A 17281-nucleotide genomic window follows, 5' to 3' on the forward strand; every position below is an offset into this window, starting at 1 on the left:
CCTCACTGTCATTATACGAACGTTTGTTCTTGTGTGTCAAGCGAACAGAAAATAAATATTTAGGAACAAAACGACTACCATTTGAATACCAAAATAATGGCATTCATGACTGCTGATGATAGATATAGAACACAGTAAACGTTGATTTAGTAGCATTTGAGTATTTATTTTTATTGATGAATAGAGTAAAAATAGAAGATGATATTCCGCATGTGGATATGAGGATTGGGTAGAAGACAATCCGTATATAAAAATATTTTTATAAGTTAAATGGATTAGACGATGATTCCTTGATGATTAATCAGAAAGTTATTGTATAATGAGTAATAAATAAGAGATGGATGCTGCTGCATGGAGAGTTTTTAGACCTGATTCAGTCAGAACGAGGAGGGGTCACTTGAATAGTGTGGATAAATACTTAGCATTTGCTAAAACAAATAAAGATAGATTTATTTCAGATATTGTAAAAGGCAAAAAAACCTTGTTTGACAGGGAAGCCATTTTTATGGCAGGAAGCCCTGGGGCGGGTAAAACAGAGGTTGTGCTTAGTTTGACTGAAAGTTATGAAAACTATGTTGTAATTAATGCAGACTATTTTCGAACGCAATTCCCTGATTATAATGGAAAAAATTCAAGCTTATTTCAAAAAGGTTCATCGTGGTTAGTTGAGCAGTCCGTAAAATATGTGTTGGAACAAGGATATTCATTTATTTTAGATGCAACATTTGCTATACCTAGTGCGGATAAAAATATAGTAAGAGTATTAAAAAATAATTTTTCAATAACCATTTTTTATGTCTATCAGCAACCAGAAATAGCATGGGGGTTCACTAAGAAAAGAGAGCAAGTTGAAGGAAGGTTTGTACCAAAAAATACATTTATCAATGCCTTTTTTCAATCTAGAGCAAATATTAAAAAAGTAAAAGAAAGACATCCAGAAATATTATTAAACTTAATTGTTAAAGACTATCAAAATAATATTTCAGAAACTCATTTTTCAGCAGACAATATTGAATTATCTTTACCTTTGACCTTATACACTGGAAGAACTGGAGGAGCGAATCCATGGATGAAAAAGAAGAAGTTAAGCGAATTGTAGATAAATATGGGCAAAGCATTAGACAATTACTCGATAATGGGACCATCAAAGAAGTGAAGACAGTATTTAAACATGTAGCAGACGAATCCAATCGCAAACAAAGGAAGTTAGTTGGATTAGATGACTAAAATGAAAATTATTGTTCGAAGGGAGCCTATATCGGGGTTCCCTTTTTGCGTATAGATAAGTGGGACGCTTCATTTTTCCGTGTCTCCTCCTGATAATTTTGTTACCCAACGAATGTAAGCTCTTTCTTCCGGGCGTTTCTGTAGTATAATGGAGATTATTTTAGCAAACAAACAGAATAGTTACTTATTCTGATCGCGCGGTTATAGATGTATTTGATGGTTCTATCGATAGTGAATAAAGGAGAATTAGGGATGGAAAAAGAGAATCGAAGGATAAAAATGACGAAACTTTTACTCACAGAGAGCTTTCTACAGCTTTTGGAGCAAAAGCCACTTTCGCGGGTTACTGTAAAGGAAATATGTGCGCATGCTGATTTGAATCGGTCGACTTACTATCGGTATTTTTCAAATCCGTATGATCAAATGGAAAAGCTTGAGAAGGAAATTATAGAAGAAATGCTCTCTTGGATTGATGCCGAAAGTGGGGAGCGTAAGCTATATTATGATGCGGAGGGTTTATATTCTCTGATTAAGCAAATCTTGGATTATATTGATTCCAAAAAAGACATGTTTCTGATTCTGTTAAGTAACAACAGAGATTTGAGTCTGCAAAAGGATATTTTAACGGTTCTTGCTGAAAAACTGCTCACAAAAGAAGTGAAAGATTCTGCGGACAACCATCTTCTACAGAAATTTGTTTTTACAAGCACTGGCTGTTTTGGTCTCATTTATTATTGGTTGGTGACGGATCGGCAAGAAGCGACTGAAGAGCTGTCAAAGCGGATTTCAGAGTATTGTCTAGAGGTTTTTCAGCATGAAATAGTTAAATAGAAGCGTTGGATTGATGAACCCTATTCGTTTTCTTTAGAGTGGAGCAATCGGATGTTACAAGTATTATAAGCTTCAAACACAAATGAGGATCTAGATAGAGTTCTAGATTCCAGACATAGAAAGTATTTTTTCAGCGGTAATATAACAGTGTAACAAGCTAAACTAGGTAACCTTAGAGCAGTTAATTGAATCTGATTAGCTGCTTTTTTGTTTGTCTGTGAGTGAGAATTGGAAGAAAGCGATAGTCATTATCTGCCAAGTTTTGTTAAATTAATTTCCAGTGATCGGCTAAAATTCCAACAGATTTTGCTAAAGTGTCGATTTCAAAACATTGCGAACAGCTTTGCTGATTGAATAGTTTTGGTCCATGCGTATAATCGAAAACATGAACGTGTTTATTAAGTAATCATTGAAGCTAAAAGAGAAAGGGGTCTGCATTATGGCAAACAGAATTTATTTATTAACAGGTGCAGCAGGATTTTTAGGAAATAATATAGCAAAACAGTTAATTGAGGCAGGCTGCAAGGTTCGTGGCCTAGTATTAGAAGGCGATCCAGCGGAAAAACATATTCCTCAAGGCGTTGATATTATCCACGGAGATCTGACTGATAAAGAATCTTTGGCGCGATTTTTCGAGGTCGACGCAGAGAATATTGTCTGTATACATTGCGCAAGTATCGTTTATTTAAAAGAAGAACCAAGTGAATTAGTCCGCCGTGTCAACGTGGATGGCACGCAGAATATTATTGATTTTTGTTTGAGCAAGAATGTCGAAAAATTGGTTTTTGTTAGTTCGACTGGAACGGTTTCGGAGCTTCCGCACGGAACGGCGATGAAGGAGCCGGAAGCTTTTGTAATGGATGATATCGTGGGTTATTATGGCAAGACGAAGGCGATGGCAACGCAGCTTGTGATGGATGCGGTGAAGAATCAAGGATTAAAGGCATCAATCGTCTATCCGACTGGAATTTGTGGACCGAATGATTATGCGCATGGCCCAGTTTCGACTTTCATCATTCAGTATTGCAATGGGGAAACTAAGATGGGCATTCCGGGCTCATTTAACTCAGTAGATGTCCGAGATCTTGCAGCAGGAACTATTGCTTGTGTAGACAAGGGCCGGATTGGGGAAGGCTATATTCTTGGAAATGAAGTGGTCTCTATGAAGGAGATGTTTCAATATATCAGTGAGGCAAGTGGCGTGAAGATTGTCCGGACGATTCTGCCTATGGCTGTTGCAAAACTGATTGTAAAAGGCGGCGTTCTAATGGAAAAAATAACAAAGAAAGAGCCCTTATTTACAGAATTAATGTTGTATAATTTAGTCCGCAACAATGCCTTTGATAGCAGTAAGGCAAGAAAGGAATTAGGCTACACCACGAGACCATTCTCAGAGACTATTCGCGACGAAGTTATCTGGTTGAAGGAGGAAGGTCAGATTCAGCTTAGCAAAGAATCATAAGGATAGGGTCGTATAACTTAAACGTAAAAACCAGCGCACTCTCAGTTAATCCTGAGGCATGCGCTGGTTTCTTTCACGTTATAAAAATGTTTTACCCTAATGGTGGTTGATGATTGTTTGAAGAGTTGTTGGCTTGTTGTTCTAACAAGTCGCGGATTTCGCTGAGGTAGATTTCGACAGCGGGTGTTTCTTCAAGTAACTCTTCCTCTTCTTCTTTTTTGCGAAGATTTTTGGCGCGGTTAGCGACTTTGACTACGATGAATAGCACAAATCCTGTAATCAGGAAGGTAATAATCGCGGTAATCACATCACCGAAGGCAAACTTAACCCCTTTGACTGGTGAGTAATCTAAAATAGAAGCGGCTTCCTCCAAATCTTTCCCATTTGTGAAGAGTGAGATGATTAAAGCGACTAGTGGCGTGATTAGGCCTTCAACAATTTTGTTAATAATGGCAGTAAAAGCACTCCCAATCACAACCCCAACAGCTAAGTCTAAGACGTCGCCTTTTGTAATAAATTCTTTGAATTCTTTAAGCACAAATTTTCCTCCTTTATTATTGCTACACCCTAGTATAACTAAGAACTTGTGAAATTTGAACCAATAAACGTTTACTAGTTGTAAAATTCCTCAAAGCCTGCAGAGCTATGCTATAATTGATAATACGTGAAAAAAGTGTAAAGGAGATTTTAAATAGATGATGACAGAATTAGTAAATGGCGTAAATTTCCACCTTTTACCGACCAAAAAATATAAAACTTTGCGAATATTTCTTCGTTTTACGGCGAGATTGGATCAAGCAACGAGTACCAAACGGACGTTGTTGAGCAGTTTACTGGAGACAAATAGTTTGAATTATCCTGATCAAACAAAATTAAGTGCTCGTTTGGCCGAATTATATGGCGCTAGCTTTGGCTTGAATGTGGGTAAAAAGGGGAATCTGCATTGGCTGAATGTTGGCTTAAATGTGGTGAATGGCAAATATGTCTCCGATGAACAGTTACTTTCTGAGGTGGTAGACTTTTTGAAAGAGGTCCTATTCTATCCAAATATCAAAGAGGGCGCGTTCGAAGCGCAAACCTTTGCCTTAGAAAAAGAGAATATGCGAGCGTATTTAGAGAGTCTAAAAGAGGATAAGCAAACTTATGCATCCTACTCGTTACAGGAATTGTATTTTGATAAGGATGCACATCAAAGAATTCCTAGTTTTGGGACCGTCGAAGCTCTGGAACAGTTGACAGCAGAAGCGTTGGCGGCCTATTACCATGAGATGATGGCTACTGACCAAGTGGATATTTTCATGGTTGGGGATGTCGATGAGGCAGCAGCGACGGCGCTAATCAGTCAGTTGCCGTTTGCGCCGAGAGCGACTAGTAAGCCTGAGATTTTCTATCAACAGCCAGTCAGTAATGTGATTGCTGAGCGTCAGGAGCAAGAAGCAATTACTCAGGCGAAATTAAATCTGGCATATTCGACAGATGTGTATTATGGTGAAACGCAACGCTTTGCCTTGATGGTTTTTAATGGCTTATTTGGCGGCTTCCCGCATTCTAAATTATTTATGAATGTCCGTGAAAAGGAGAGCTTAGCCTATTATGCTTCTAGTAGTGTCGATACCTTTAGAGGCTATATGACGGTTCAAACGGGCATTGACGGCGTAAATCGCAATAAGGTCATGCATTTAATTGCTGAGCAGCTGGAAAGTCTGCGTCAAGGGGAAGTTTCCGATTTGGAATTGGCTCAAACGAAGGCTATGCTGAGAAATCAGTACCTGTTATCTTTAGATAACCCGCAATCAGCGATTGAAACGAATTATATTAATCAATGGCTGCCGGAAACGGAGCTAACAGATGAGGCTTGGTTAGCTTTATTGGAGGGTGTGACAGTGGCTGAAGTCCAAGCCGTTGCCCGACAAATCAAGCTACAAGCGGTATTCTTTTTAGATGGGGAGAGCGACCATGAATAAAACATATTATGAACAAATAAATGAAGTTTTGTACCAAGAAACATTGCCAAATGGCTTACAAGTCTATTTATTGCCAAAAAATGAGTACCATAAAACGTATGGCTTGTTTAGTACCAATTATGGCTCAATCGATAATGAATTTATTCCATTAGGTGAAACGGAATTGACTAAGGTGCCAGATGGAATTGCTCATTTTCTAGAGCACAAAATGTTTGAAAAAGAAGACGGCGATGTTTTTCAATTGTTTGGTCAACAAGGTGCTTCCGCTAATGCTTTTACCAGCTTTACTAAGACGAGCTATCTATTTTCGACCACCGATCAAGTGATGCAAAATCTAGAAACGTTGATTGATTTCGTGCAAGCACCTTATTTTACTGAAGAGACGGTGGAGAAGGAAAAAGGCATTATCGGTCAAGAAATTCAGATGTATGAAGATGATGCAAATTGGCGCTTGTTTTTCGGGATTTTGGGCAACCTGTACCCGAAACATCCGTTGCATATTGATATTGCGGGGACGATTGAAAGCATCGGCGAAATCACTGCGGAGGATTTGTACACTTGTTATCGAACATTTTATCATCCGAGTAACATGACGTTATTTGTGGTGGGTAAAATGGACCCTGAAGAAATGATGACAACTATCCGTGAAAATCAAGCGGCCAAAGAGTTTGCGCCAGTCAAAGAAATTGTCCGTCATTTTCCTGAAGAAGGCCCGACTGACTTAATCAAAGAAAGTCAATTAGAAATGGCTGTGTCACGACCTAAATTTGTTTTAGGCATCAAAGGTACAGCGGAATTACCAGAAGAAGGCCGCGAATTATTGCGCTTTAAGCTAGCTATGAGTTTATTTATGCAGTTGGTGTTGGGTAATACCTCTCAAAGTTATTTAAATCTGTATAATTCAGGCGTAATCGATGACTCGTTTGGCTTTGAATTTAATTTGGATCGTAGTTTCTATTTTGCCGACTTCAGTGGCGATGCGGATCAGCCAGTGGAAGCCGCAAATAAAATTGAAGAAGTGTTATTAGGTTTTAAAGAAAATCCAGAAATTAACCAAGAGAATTTGACGTTATTAAAGAAAAAAATGTTAGGGAAATATTTCCAATCATTAAACTCGCTCGAATATATTGCCAATCAATTTACTCAAAGCTTGTTTGGTGACACCACGCTCTTTGATATGCCAGAAGTCATCCAGTCGATTGAACTTTCTGATGTCATGGCTGTCGCAGAGTCATTTGTGCAAGCTGAAAACTGTAGTCGATTCTACATGTATCCTAAAAAATAAGCACAAAAAATAGCGTATTATTCGACTGAAATTCGCCGACTGCCTATGATTTTCAGTCGGCTTTTTCTATAACCTTGAAAAACTATTAAGTTTCGTTTTAGACTTATAAGAAACCTATCCCCAGCTCGCCTATTTTGTGGTATTCTTAGAGAGGTCAGAAATCTGTTCCAACGTTTTTGACAGACTTAATTTGAACGAGAATTGGTTCAAAAGATGGCCTTGAAAATAAGTGGACAGCAAATTTAGTGTGCATAAGTTTCGTTAAATCAGGAACTTATTGCGTATAATAGAGCTTACGAAGCCAAAATGAGTAATAATTGGGCCGGTTTCTTGCACTCATTGAAAGAGTAGCGGTGTAATAAATAACGGCCAACAGTAGAATGCTGTATCAGATGGATGAATAAGCATAAATAAATGACAAAATTGCCTCAGTTTTAGGGGATGCAATAAATTAGACTGGAGAAGATGAGCGAGTGGCCAATGGATATATAGGAGATAAATTACGGCAAGCCCGTTTAGATAAAAATATTTCGTTAGATGAACTGCAGCAAATGACGAAAATTCAAAAACGCTATTTAGAAGCGATTGAATCAGATAATTATGACTCATTGCCAGGAACTTTTTACGTGCGCGCATTTATTCGACAATATGCGAACGCGGTGGGCGAAGATGGGGAACATTTAGTTGCTGTATTTAACGGAGAAGAAGATTTGTACCCGGTAGACCGGATCAAACGACCTGAACCGGAGCTTGCGAATGGGTCAAGAAAAGATATTTATGAAGATGAACACACACCAAGTCGTTTTGTCAGAAGTTTACCAGCAATTGCGCTGGGACTAGTTGCATTAGCTATTTTAATTGTTGTTTTTTATTATACATGGCAAAATCGACAATCAGATCCGATTATTGGCAGTCCGGCTTCATCGGTGAGTGTAGAAAATGAAGTGACAACTGAAACGACTGAAAGTAGCAGTCAAACGGCAGAAACATCAACAAGTAGCTCTTCAACAGAGAGCACGACGCAAGAGTCTTCAACCACCGAGTCAGAAGAGCCTAAGATGAAAATATCTTTGGATAGTCAAGCGGGGGATGATGTTAATATGACCTTTGCGGAAGCAACAAGTCCGATTAAGCTTGATTTTGAAGGTCAAAATGACATTTGTTGGATTGGGATTATGGTAGATGGTGCCTACATTTACCAATATACTTTACAGCCTGATGAAAAGCAGTCAACGACGCTACCTGAGAATCTTGCCAATGCAACAATCGTCATCGGTGCAGGAGCGAATGTCAAAATTAAGGCCAATAATGAAGCGGTCAACTTTAATCCGAAAAATGAAGCGTTAAGAAAGAACGTTAATTTGACGGTGACTTATCAACAATAAAAACGAGAAAGTTAGGCGAACTTGGCCTAACTTTTCTTGAGTGTTCTTGTCACTTTAGTGGAAAGTTTTGGCTTTCTCACGTAAAATAAGAGAGAGCAAGAGAGGGGTATTTTTGTGAACTTACCAAATAAATTAACGGTGTTACGTATTTTTATGATTCCCATATTCATAGTGATTTTGGCGCTGAATCTCGACTGGGGTAGCTTAACTGTGGGCGAGGTTCACTTGGAAATTACGCATTTAGTGGCCGCAATTATTTTTGCCGTAGCCAGCATTACAGATTGGTTGGACGGAAAGATTGCTCGTTCTCAAGGATTGGTCACGAATTTTGGGAAATTTGCCGATCCATTGGCGGATAAAATGTTAGTGATGACGGCGTTTATTATGCTCGTCGGTCAAGACAAAGCGCCTAGTTGGGTCGTAGCGATTATTGTCTGTCGTGAATTAGCAGTTACTGGTTTGCGTTTATTATTAGTCGAAGATGGCGAAGTTATGGCGGCTGCCTGGCCTGGAAAAATTAAAACGGCGACACAGATGGTAGCGATTATCTTATTATTGATCGACAATGTGCCATTTAATTTAATCAGTCTGCCACTAGCAGACATCATGCTGTACATTTGCTTAGTGTTTACTATCTATTCTGGAGTTGACTACTTTGCCAAAAATAGCCATGTCTTCAAGGGTTCCATGTAATAATTTGACTGATTAGCTAAATAAAAAGTTGCTTGAAAATAGAAAAATGATTATTTGAGTCCAATCAGAGTAAAGAAGCTAGGTGTTAGCTTCTTTTTTTTGTTAAAATAAAGAAAGTTGAGTCTCGCTCAAAAAGAGACCTGAAACTTTACTGAAATAAATCAAAAAAGGTTGAGAAGAAAGCCAAAGAAAAAGTTTGCGAAACCAGTGAGCCAAAAAGGTGATCTAAAAAGGCAATAAAATTCCGCTAAAAAAATAAATCTATTTTCTTGGCGTATATTACTTTGTGGAAGAGGGAAAAATTATGAAGGCAGAAATCATTGCGGTAGGAACCGAATTACTATTGGGTCAGGTGGTTAACACGAATGCGACGTTTATATCTGAGCAGTTAGCAGGGCTAGGATTAGATGTGTATTATCAAACGGTGGTAGGCGATAACCGCGCGCGTATTGAGGAATTATTAGTTTTAGCTGATACACGTAGTGATTTAGTTGTATTATGCGGGGGTTTAGGACCAACTGAGGATGATTTAACGAAAGAAGTTGTGGCGGCGCATGTGGGGAAACCGCTCGTTCAAGATCCACAAGGTTATGCTGTTTTACTAGAATTTTTTAAGAAATCAAACCGCGCGATGACAGAAAATAATTTACAACAAGCATTGACGATTGAAGGGAGTATTACGTTGCAAAATCCTAATGGGCTAGCAGTGGGTTCGTTATATCAAGGCGATAAAAGTACGTATTTACTTTTACCGGGACCGCCTAGTGAACTGAAACCAATGTTTCGTCAATGCGCGATTCCTGAGTTGGCGAAAGTTTTCCCTGCTGACGAGAAACTTTATTCGACAGTCTTGCGTTTCTATGGGATTGGCGAATCCCAACTGGTGACGGATTTAGCAGAGTTGATTGAAACACAAACGAATCCGACAATTGCGCCTTATGCCAAAGAAAATGAAGTGACTCTAAGGATTACCGTCAAAACAGCTGATGAAGCTGAGGCAGAGCGATTGTTAAAAGTTACCGAAGAGAAGATAATGGCTCGAGTGGGCGAGTTTTTCTACGGCTATGGTGATGACAATAGTTTAGCGGCGGTAGTGGTAGATTTATTACGTCAGGCAGATCAAACGGTGACTGCGGCAGAGAGTTTGACTGCAGGTCTATTCCAATCAACCTTAGGTGGGATTCCAGGAGTATCTGAAGTCTTTCCAGGTGGCATGGTGACCTATTCGCCTCAGTCGAAAGTAGCCGTTTTAGGGGTCAAAGAAGAGACAATTGCAAAGCATGGAGTCGTCAGTGAAGCCTGTGCAAAAGAAATGGCGCAAGCAGTCCTAGAACTGGAACAAACTGATTTTGCGGTCTCCTTTACCGGTGTCGCAGGTCCAGATGCGCTAGAAGGTCAAGCAGCTGGAACGGTTTGGATTGGCTTAGCAAAGAAAGATGGAACAGTTGAAGCGAATTGCTATCAGTTCAACCGAAATCGTGCTTATGTGCAAAAAAGTGCGGTAATGAAAGGATTAGACTTGATTCGTCGAGCCATTTTATCAGAAAAATAAAAATGCGAATATTTGTTCGGTTTTTCTTGATTTTTTGAAAAAAAAAAGCTATGATAGTTTTATCGAAAAGAAACGTAACTGGTGAATTTAGCTAGTACGTTTAACTATAAGGAGGATTATCCGATTGGCAGATGATCGTAAAGCAGCCTTAGATGCTGCACTAAAAAGAATAGAAAAGAATTATGGTAAAGGCTCTATTATGAAGCTAGGTGATAAGATAGACCAACAAATTTCGGTTATCCCAAGTGGCTCTCTAGCTCTTGATGTAGCTTTAGGTGTCGGTGGTTATCCTCGTGGCAGAATCGTTGAAGTCTATGGACCAGAAAGTTCAGGTAAAACAACTGTTGCGCTTCATGCTATCGCTGAAGTGCAAAAAAATGGCGGAACAGCAGCCTTTATTGATGCTGAGCATGCCTTAGACCCGCAATATGCCCAAAAATTAGGGGTTAATATTGATGAATTGCTTCTTTCTCAACCAGATACAGGTGAACAAGGTTTAGAAATCGCTGATGCTTTGGTTTCAAGTGGTGCTGTCGATATTGTTGTTATTGACTCAGTAGCAGCCTTAGTACCACGTGCCGAGATTGATGGTGAGATGGGTGATAGTCACGTCGGATTACAAGCTCGATTGATGTCACAAGCACTACGTAAATTATCAGGTTCGATTAATAAAACCAAAACAATTGCTATTTTCATTAACCAAATTCGTGAAAAAGTCGGCATCATGTTCGGGAACCCAGAAATTACACCAGGTGGACGTGCCTTGAAATTCTACGCAACGATTCGTTTAGAAGTTCGTCGTGCAGAACAATTAAAACAAGGAACAGATATCATCGGGAACCGTACAAAAATTAAAGTCGTAAAAAATAAAGTAGCGCCACCATTTAAAGTGGCTGAAGTTGATATGATGTATGGCTTAGGAATCTCTCAAGAAGGCGAGCTATTAGATATGGCTGTCGAGAAAGATATCGTTGATAAGAGTGGTGCATGGTATTCATACAAAGAAGATCGTATTGGTCAAGGTCGTGAGAATGTCAAAGTCTACATGACAGCTCATCCTGAGATGATGGCTGAGGTTTCTGCTCGTGTCCGTGAAGCATACGGCATTGGCGATGGCTCAACATTAGTAGAAGAAGGCCAAGAAGAATTACCATTAGACGAAGAATAAATCCAAATAGATAATGAAGAAGTGCCAGTGGTAGCATAAAACTATCACGGGTACTTTTTTGATGTCTGGTCTATAACTAAAAAAAATACGCGAACACCTTCAACTACTTCATGAAGATGTTCGCGTATTTTTTTATAAAGTGTACTAAGCGATACCCAATGCTGAGAGAAGCATAGAAATAATTACAATAACTAAGATAATCCAGTTTAAATTTACTTTTTTATTTTTCATAAAATATAGAGAAAGTAACGTAACAGACAGTGGAACTAACCCAACAAATATTTGATCTAGGATATCTTGAATAACTAATGGATTATCTTTTACTGCAGCATATTCTAAGGTTGTTTTAAAGGAAACGGTGTTAAAAGTCATACCACCAGCCATAATCAGTCCTAGTGTAGAGGCTGCTTTAGTAAGTATGTCCATTAATCCCTTATCGTAAAGCTCCTGAATGTAGGTAGCACCTAAACTATACCCCATAAATCCACTGTAATATCTAACAATCACAGAAGGGATATTGTATAAAGCTAAAAATATAATTGGTGCTAGGATATTTCCTTGTTGTCCGATATTGATAGCAATACCTGCTGCTAATACTCGCAAAACTCCCCAAAAGATTGAGTCACCGATACCAGCCAAAGGCCCCATTAAACTTGTTTTAACCGCAGGGATCGATTCTACGTCAAAATCTGATTTAAGGCTATTTTCTTTTTCCATTGCTGCTGAAATACCCATGACAAAAGGAACGACATTCCCAGTTGTATTAAACCAAGTCATATGTCTTTGTAGAGCTTGTTTGCGATCTTCTTCGTTTGTATAGAATTTATTAATAAAGGGCATCAAAGATACGCAAAAGTTAACACCACCAGACTTTGCGAAACTACCGTCTGCATATAATGAAAAAGATCTAAAAAACATTTTTCGAATCATTTTTTTCTCATCTGAACTTATATTCTCAAATTTAGCCAAAGAATTCATCCTCCTCTGAAAGTTCTACTTTGTCAGTAGTTACTGTATTGAGTTTAGTAAATCTAAAATCATTCATACCCATTGTGATAACAAAGATTAAACCGAATCCTGCTAAGGCAATTAATGGAATATTTAGATAAGCCACAGCTAGAAATCCTAAGAAGTAGTATATGGCTAAAGAATTTGTCCAAAGCATTTTTAAAAGAATAGCTACCCCAACTGCTGGTAATAAACCTCCACAGACTTGCAGCCCATTCATAATTACTTCAGGAATACTATTTACGAACACTTCAACTGCACTGGAACCGATTAATACTGAGATGAAAACGATAATTGGAAATACTGAAAATTTCAGTACCCATAAAGAATAATGCATACGGAAAATAGCTTTATCATTTCCTTCAGCTGCTAAACGGTCATACGTGGGTGCAAAGATACTCATTACTACATTCATCAAAGTTTCGACATAAGCCGCCAAAATTCCAATAGGTAGTGCTAAAGCTAAAGCGACTTCGTTTCCCCCACCTAAAATAATTGCAAAGCCTGCTCCAAAGACAGTTCCTACACATGGGTTTGCAGAAACTGCACCGCCAATATTTACGGCTCCCATGAAAACAGCCTCTAAAGCTGCGCCGATAAGTACACCTTGTTCCACATCACCTAAGACTAAACCTACTAAAGATCCCACAACGATGGGACGATCAAGCATGCTTTGTCCGAGTAACCAATTACCACCAAAAGTTATAAAAGTTACTAGTGCTAATAATGCTGCTGTTCCTACCATATTACCCCTCCTTAAAATCTGACTCTTTAACTAAGTCAGTTAATTTACTTTTTTTGTCACTAGGTAGCATTTGGAAATAAGTATTAGAATTGATTTTTTCTAACTCTTCGATTTTTTTGTAATCTTCATGAGTAATTCTCATTTCAGGCAAAATACTGATTCGCTTCAAGTCAGAACGAACCATTCTGCCATAGTTGCCCAGATTTATATAGTCAATTTCCGGAAATTTTTTGCTCAGTGTTAAGGCATCATCTAAATTATTGACAAGAATCATGATTTTCATTCCTTGTGCTTTCGGGTTCTCTAATAATTGAATCGTATCCATAATATTTTTAATAATTACTTTTACATTATTTGGTGTGGCCATTTTTAAAGCCATCTGCTGTGTCTTGTCATTTGCTACATTATCATTGGCTACGACAATTCCTTGTACGCCCAATTCTTTTGTCCACATCATACCTGTTTGTCCATGAATTAATCGGTCGTCTAAACGTAATGCTACAATCATCTTATTGTCCTCCTATTTTTAATCGAAAAAGTCTTCGTTTGTTTCTTCAGCTTTAGTAACTCTTAATTGCGTGCGACTGCCTTCTAAAATTGCAGGCAGGTTTTTCTGGAAGTCAGAAATATCAGCAAACGGGGTCAGTAATATTTCCATAATTACAGGTAAATTGGTTCCTGTTATGATCGTTACTGGTGCATCCCCATAGGCTAAAAAAGCATTTTGATTGACGCTTCCACCATATAAATCAGTAAAAATGATGTTTAGATCTTGTGGAGATGGCGTAGTAAAGAATGTATTTAGTGTCTCTTGCCAATCTTCTTCGTCGCTTAAGTACGCGGCGATAGCTTTTAGTTGTACATCTGCCTGCTCGCCAACTAAAAGGTTTAAGGCACTTTCGAAACCAGTTGCAAGGTGTCCATGGGTTACAATCGCAATTTTTTTATTCATTTGTGTCCTCCTCAATGTAATTGAAAAACTTGAAGTCCGCGCTTTTCCTCCCTCCAGATAAGTCATTACAATGCAAACCAATAAAGCTTCCAGTAAAGGCACTTCCAACACTACCAGTGAAGGGTTTTGCAATATAATCATCAGATAGTTTGTAGGTATCTACTTCTTTATTGATTTTTATCCAGTCTTGGTTATCTTGTGAAAAGTAGAAAGACAATTTATCCGGGGTAACTACAACTTTCATGTAGATTGGGCCATCATCTAATGGGATTTTATTTTTTTTAAGTGGCCAATCCATCACTTGTCCTTCGCACTGCATAATATCAATGACTCTTCCTAAGACATCATCATGGGAAATGTATAAAGAAATCCAGTTCTTAGTATTATAGAAGCAAGTAATTCCAGCCATTTGTTGGAAATTATCTGGTTCAAACTCAACTTGAGTTACAACGGTGAAATTTAAACTTTCGAATCTTCTGGCAACTAGTGACTGTTGGAAAACAGAATAGAGTGATTCGCCGCCAATTAGACGTAAGTATCCTGGACGTTGAGAGAGAGTACCCATCGTTTCGTTAAAAGGGACTCTCAATGTTTGGAACTCACTTGGTAATTCAGAAACTGAGAAGTTACCATCCCAAATAGTTGGTTCGAGTCCTTCTGTGGTAGAGATTTTTGGTGCAGGTACTTCTATTTGAGCGATTCTCCCTCCTTGTACATAGGGCCAATCATTTTCCCAATAAATTTTTGCTAGGCTTGTCTCTCTTCCTAATGGACAAAAACCTCGTTCTTCTAAAATGGATTTTCCTTTTCTTTTGATTGGCCGAGCCATAAGATAAGTCATATACCATTCTCCAGAATCAGTTTGTATGAAGTCTGCATGGCCAGCCTTTTGAATATGATTTCGTGGGTCAGACCAAGTAGATAAAATTGGGTTTTCTGGATGAACTTCATAAGGTCCGTAAATAGAAGTCGCTCGAGCAAGCGTGACTGCATGTTCATATTTAGTGCCACCTTCAGCAGTAACTAAATAATAATAGCCGTCTTTATAAAATAGATTAGGTCCTTCTGTTTTTCCAAGGTCAGTTCCAGTAAAGATAATTTGTTTTTCACCCATCAGCTTTTGTTCAGTTACGGAATATTCTTGAATCGCAATTCCGCCATACCAAGGGTTATAATTTCGATAATCATAAATTAAGTTTAACATGTATTTTTTGCCATCTTCATTGTGAAATAGGGAAGGATCAAATCCACTGCTATTTAAAAATACTGGATCAGACCAATCTCCATCGATTTCATCACAAGTAACTAAATAATTATGAACATCTTTAAAGGCTCGATGCTCTTTCATGTTTGAGTAAATTAACCAAAATTTATCATCATGATAAGTTAGGCTTGGAGCCCAAACACCTCCACTATCTGGAACTCCATACATATCTAGTTGGTTTGTTCTAGTCAAAACAGTAGCTGCAAAAGTCCAATCTTTTAAATTGTTCGATTTATATACGCGTACGCCTGGAAACCATTCAAATGTTGATACAGCAATGTAATAAGTGTCTCCTTTCTTACAAATACTCGGATCTGGATTGAATCCTTTTAATATTGGGTTTATAATCATTTTGTGCACTCCTTTTTTAAACCGCTTTCTTAAAATGAATTATATATATTAAGGTAGCCAATGAGAATATCATAAATCATTGTTTTTTTACCATTTTTTAATCTGGAGGTCTTTTTCATGAAAGCCGATTTCACAAATATCAAAATGTTACCTAATCAAGATGTATCTATTCGATTAACCTCAGCACATAAACAAACAGTCAAAAAAGAATGGGATGTTGGCGAGGAAATCCATAACTCTTTCGAAATACTTAAAGTAATTGCAGGTGAACAACAGTCTATTATTAACGGGGTTGATCATTGCCTTACAAAAGATGCCATTATTATTTTGCCACCTAAGCTGTTACATCATAATATTTGTAAAAGCGAAAGTGGATTAACGTATTTCTGTATTCATTTTCATATTGATGAACCGAGTTTAAAATATGCTTTGGTCAATTCCCTACCCCTAATTATTACTAAAGATTACACGGAATATGACAAAATTAATGAAGTCATTAAGCAGTGGATTGATATGCTAGATAAGGATACTCCGTATGACGTAATTGATAAGCTAAAAACACAGACTGTTTTTACGGAATTACTAATTGTACTCTCGGAATTATTTTTAACTGATAATAAAACCTCTTCTTCAAGCTTTATTTATGCTCAAGAATTAGCACAAAAAATCAAACAGAATTTTAGATGGTATACGAATAACCCAAGTCATAGAAATAAAGAATTATTAAGCATTAGTTGCTTGATTAATGAGATAGGTATCAGCCACAATCATGGCATCCAGGTTTTTAAAGAAGTCTATGGTGTCTCACCCAAAAAATACCTTGATGAGCTTAAATATCAAGAAGCTAAATTATTATTACAATATCCATTTTCTTCTATTGAAGATATTTCGGAACGTATTGGCTATAGTAATCCAGGTCATTTTAGTCGTCAGTTCAAATTATGGAGTGGGATTTCACCGTTGCATTATAAAATAAAACAAAGGGAGACATAATAAAGCTAAGTTGAGTGCTACTTATTTTTGGTATTTGTGAAGGGAGATATGACTAAAAAGAAGAATAGGGAGTGATTCGTTTCTTTTGAGGAAAGAACAATTCAAAAGCTTAATCTTTAAAATTTTTGTAAGCGATTAATCACTTGTTATAAATAACAAAAAAGTTTAGAAATACATAAGAAAAACGCTAAAAATAACAGATAGTTTCATTATCAAAAAAAAATTTTAGGGTTGGAGGCTTTATCTAATCAATTTGAGGGCAATTTCAGGTAAGACTCTCCGTAATTAAAGTTGACACTCACCCTTACAAACATTAGAATAAAGTAGTGTCTAATCACACATATGCAAGTAGGCATATTGATAATTAAAAATAGTTTATCAAAAAACTACAATAATAATTT

General features: G+C 37.7%; 16 protein-coding genes and 1 pseudogene. 11 read left to right on the forward strand and 6 right to left on the reverse strand.

All coding sequences use genetic code 11. From position 1 onward, the window contains the following. Positions 1–397 precede the first annotated feature (397 nt). The 4 genes and pseudogenes from BAU15_RS15150 to BAU15_RS15160 all read left to right on the forward strand — a co-directional run bounded on the left by BAU15_RS15150 (position 398) and on the right by BAU15_RS15160 (position 3520). Positions 398–1073: pseudogene (locus tag BAU15_RS15150) on the forward strand (zeta toxin family protein). Beyond that, positions 1066–1227: a hypothetical protein gene (locus BAU15_RS15635; protein ID WP_202622754.1), complete on the forward strand. Its 162-nt coding sequence runs from the start codon at positions 1066–1068 to the stop codon at positions 1225–1227. Before BAU15_RS15150 ends, BAU15_RS15635 begins: the two are co-directional and overlap by 8 nt. Positions 1228–1479: 252 nt before the next feature. Next, entirely contained in the window at positions 1480–2058 is a 579-nt protein-coding gene (locus tag BAU15_RS15155) for a TetR/AcrR family transcriptional regulator (RefSeq protein WP_161843564.1), read from the forward strand. Positions 2059–2497: 439 nt separating this feature from the next. Then, on the forward strand, positions 2498–3520 hold the full coding sequence (locus BAU15_RS15160) for an NAD-dependent epimerase/dehydratase family protein (RefSeq protein WP_161843565.1): 1023 nt from the start codon (positions 2498–2500) through the stop codon (positions 3518–3520). 91 nt (positions 3521–3611) lie between these two features. Here BAU15_RS15160 and mscL read toward each other — a convergent pair whose 3' ends face one another. Continuing rightward, positions 3612–4058 carry a large conductance mechanosensitive channel protein MscL gene (gene mscL / locus BAU15_RS15165; RefSeq protein ID WP_161843566.1) on the reverse strand — a complete coding sequence of 149 codons (447 nt, stop codon included), beginning with the start codon at positions 4056–4058 and terminating at the stop codon, positions 3612–3614. A 157-nt stretch (positions 4059–4215) separates the two neighbouring features. Between mscL and yfmF the strand changes: the two genes are divergently transcribed. From yfmF to recA, 6 genes are all read left to right on the forward strand, one after another. Beyond that, positions 4216–5484, forward strand: a complete 1269-nt coding sequence (gene yfmF, locus BAU15_RS15170) for an EF-P 5-aminopentanol modification-associated protein YfmF (protein WP_161843567.1) — start codon at positions 4216–4218, stop codon at positions 5482–5484. Beyond that, positions 5477–6769: an EF-P 5-aminopentanol modification-associated protein YfmH gene (yfmH, locus tag BAU15_RS15175; protein ID WP_161843568.1), complete on the forward strand. Its 1293-nt coding sequence runs from the start codon at positions 5477–5479 to the stop codon at positions 6767–6769. Before yfmF ends, yfmH begins: the two co-directional genes overlap by 8 nt. Positions 6770–7242: 473 nt before the next feature. Continuing rightward, positions 7243–8154: a helix-turn-helix domain-containing protein gene (locus tag BAU15_RS15180; protein ID WP_161843569.1), complete on the forward strand. Its 912-nt coding sequence runs from the start codon at positions 7243–7245 to the stop codon at positions 8152–8154. Between the two features lie 114 nt (positions 8155–8268). Then, complete coding sequence (pgsA, locus tag BAU15_RS15185) at positions 8269–8847, forward strand: CDP-diacylglycerol--glycerol-3-phosphate 3-phosphatidyltransferase (protein ID WP_161843570.1); 579 nt, start codon at positions 8269–8271, stop codon at positions 8845–8847. A gap of 304 nt (positions 8848–9151) precedes the next feature. After that, positions 9152–10399 (forward strand): competence/damage-inducible protein A, encoded by a 1248-nt coding sequence (locus BAU15_RS15190; RefSeq protein WP_161843571.1) that lies wholly within the window; start codon positions 9152–9154, stop codon positions 10397–10399. Positions 10400–10523: 124 nt separating this feature from the next. Then, a complete protein-coding gene (gene recA / locus BAU15_RS15195) occupies positions 10524–11567 on the forward strand; it encodes a recombinase RecA (protein ID WP_161843572.1) in 1044 nt (347 codons plus the stop codon). 144 nt (positions 11568–11711) lie between these two features. On the opposite strand, the gene BAU15_RS15200 is transcribed toward recA, so the two are convergent. Genes BAU15_RS15200 through BAU15_RS15220 form a run of 5 tightly spaced genes read right to left on the reverse strand, consistent with a single transcriptional unit; the run spans position 11712 to position 15887 of the window. After that, on the reverse strand, positions 11712–12545 hold the full coding sequence (locus BAU15_RS15200) for a PTS system mannose/fructose/sorbose family transporter subunit IID (RefSeq protein WP_161843573.1): 834 nt from the start codon (positions 12543–12545) through the stop codon (positions 11712–11714). Continuing rightward, the gene (locus tag BAU15_RS15205) at positions 12529–13320 is read right to left on the reverse strand and encodes a PTS mannose/fructose/sorbose/N-acetylgalactosamine transporter subunit IIC (protein ID WP_161843574.1); all 792 of its coding nucleotides are present in this window, start codon (positions 13318–13320) and stop codon (positions 12529–12531) included. Before BAU15_RS15205 ends, BAU15_RS15200 begins: the two co-directional genes overlap by 17 nt. A gap of 1 nt (position 13321) precedes the next feature. Further along, the gene (locus tag BAU15_RS15210; protein ID WP_161843575.1) at positions 13322–13828 is read right to left on the reverse strand and encodes a PTS sugar transporter subunit IIB; all 507 of its coding nucleotides are present in this window, start codon (positions 13826–13828) and stop codon (positions 13322–13324) included. Positions 13829–13846: 18 nt separating this feature from the next. Continuing rightward, positions 13847–14272, reverse strand: coding sequence for a PTS sugar transporter subunit IIA (locus BAU15_RS15215; RefSeq protein WP_161843576.1), 426 nt, complete (start codon positions 14270–14272; stop codon positions 13847–13849). Then, positions 14265–15887 (reverse strand): glycoside hydrolase family 43 protein, encoded by a 1623-nt coding sequence (locus BAU15_RS15220; protein WP_161843577.1) that lies wholly within the window; start codon positions 15885–15887, stop codon positions 14265–14267. Before BAU15_RS15220 ends, BAU15_RS15215 begins: the two co-directional genes overlap by 8 nt. A 117-nt stretch (positions 15888–16004) precedes the next feature. Here BAU15_RS15220 and BAU15_RS15225 point away from each other — a divergent pair, with 117 nt between their 5' ends. Further along, positions 16005–16880 carry an AraC family transcriptional regulator gene (locus BAU15_RS15225; RefSeq protein ID WP_161843578.1) on the forward strand — a complete coding sequence of 292 codons (876 nt, stop codon included), beginning with the start codon at positions 16005–16007 and terminating at the stop codon, positions 16878–16880. Positions 16881–17281 lie beyond the last annotated feature (401 nt).

Origin of the sequence: Candidatus Enterococcus huntleyi, assembly GCF_009933175.1 — a bacterium.
Lineage (GTDB): Bacteria > Bacillota > Bacilli > Lactobacillales > Enterococcaceae > Enterococcus_K > Enterococcus_K huntleyi.

What these genes read in the sequence shown, in the direction of transcription:
- BAU15_RS15635 (WP_202622754.1), top strand. Translation starts at nt 1,066, where the DNA reads ATGGATGAAAAAGAAGAAGTTAAGCGAATTGTAGATAAATATGGGCAA.
- BAU15_RS15155 (WP_161843564.1), top strand. Translation starts at nt 1,480, where the DNA reads ATGGAAAAAGAGAATCGAAGGATAAAAATGACGAAACTTTTACTCACA.
- BAU15_RS15160 (WP_161843565.1), top strand. Translation starts at nt 2,498, where the DNA reads ATGGCAAACAGAATTTATTTATTAACAGGTGCAGCAGGATTTTTAGGA.
- yfmF (WP_161843567.1), top strand. Translation starts at nt 4,216, where the DNA reads ATGATGACAGAATTAGTAAATGGCGTAAATTTCCACCTTTTACCGACC.
- yfmH (WP_161843568.1), top strand. Translation starts at nt 5,477, where the DNA reads ATGAATAAAACATATTATGAACAAATAAATGAAGTTTTGTACCAAGAA.
- BAU15_RS15190 (WP_161843571.1), top strand. Translation starts at nt 9,152, where the DNA reads ATGAAGGCAGAAATCATTGCGGTAGGAACCGAATTACTATTGGGTCAG.
- BAU15_RS15200 (WP_161843573.1), bottom strand. Translation starts at nt 12,545, where the DNA reads ATGAATTCTTTGGCTAAATTTGAGAATATAAGTTCAGATGAGAAAAAA.
- BAU15_RS15205 (WP_161843574.1), bottom strand. Translation starts at nt 13,320, where the DNA reads ATGGTAGGAACAGCAGCATTATTAGCACTAGTAACTTTTATAACTTTT.
- BAU15_RS15210 (WP_161843575.1), bottom strand. Translation starts at nt 13,828, where the DNA reads ATGATTGTAGCATTACGTTTAGACGACCGATTAATTCATGGACAAACA.
- BAU15_RS15215 (WP_161843576.1), bottom strand. Translation starts at nt 14,272, where the DNA reads ATGAATAAAAAAATTGCGATTGTAACCCATGGACACCTTGCAACTGGT.
- BAU15_RS15220 (WP_161843577.1), bottom strand. Translation starts at nt 15,887, where the DNA reads ATGATTATAAACCCAATATTAAAAGGATTCAATCCAGATCCGAGTATT.
- BAU15_RS15225 (WP_161843578.1), top strand. Translation starts at nt 16,005, where the DNA reads ATGAAAGCCGATTTCACAAATATCAAAATGTTACCTAATCAAGATGTA.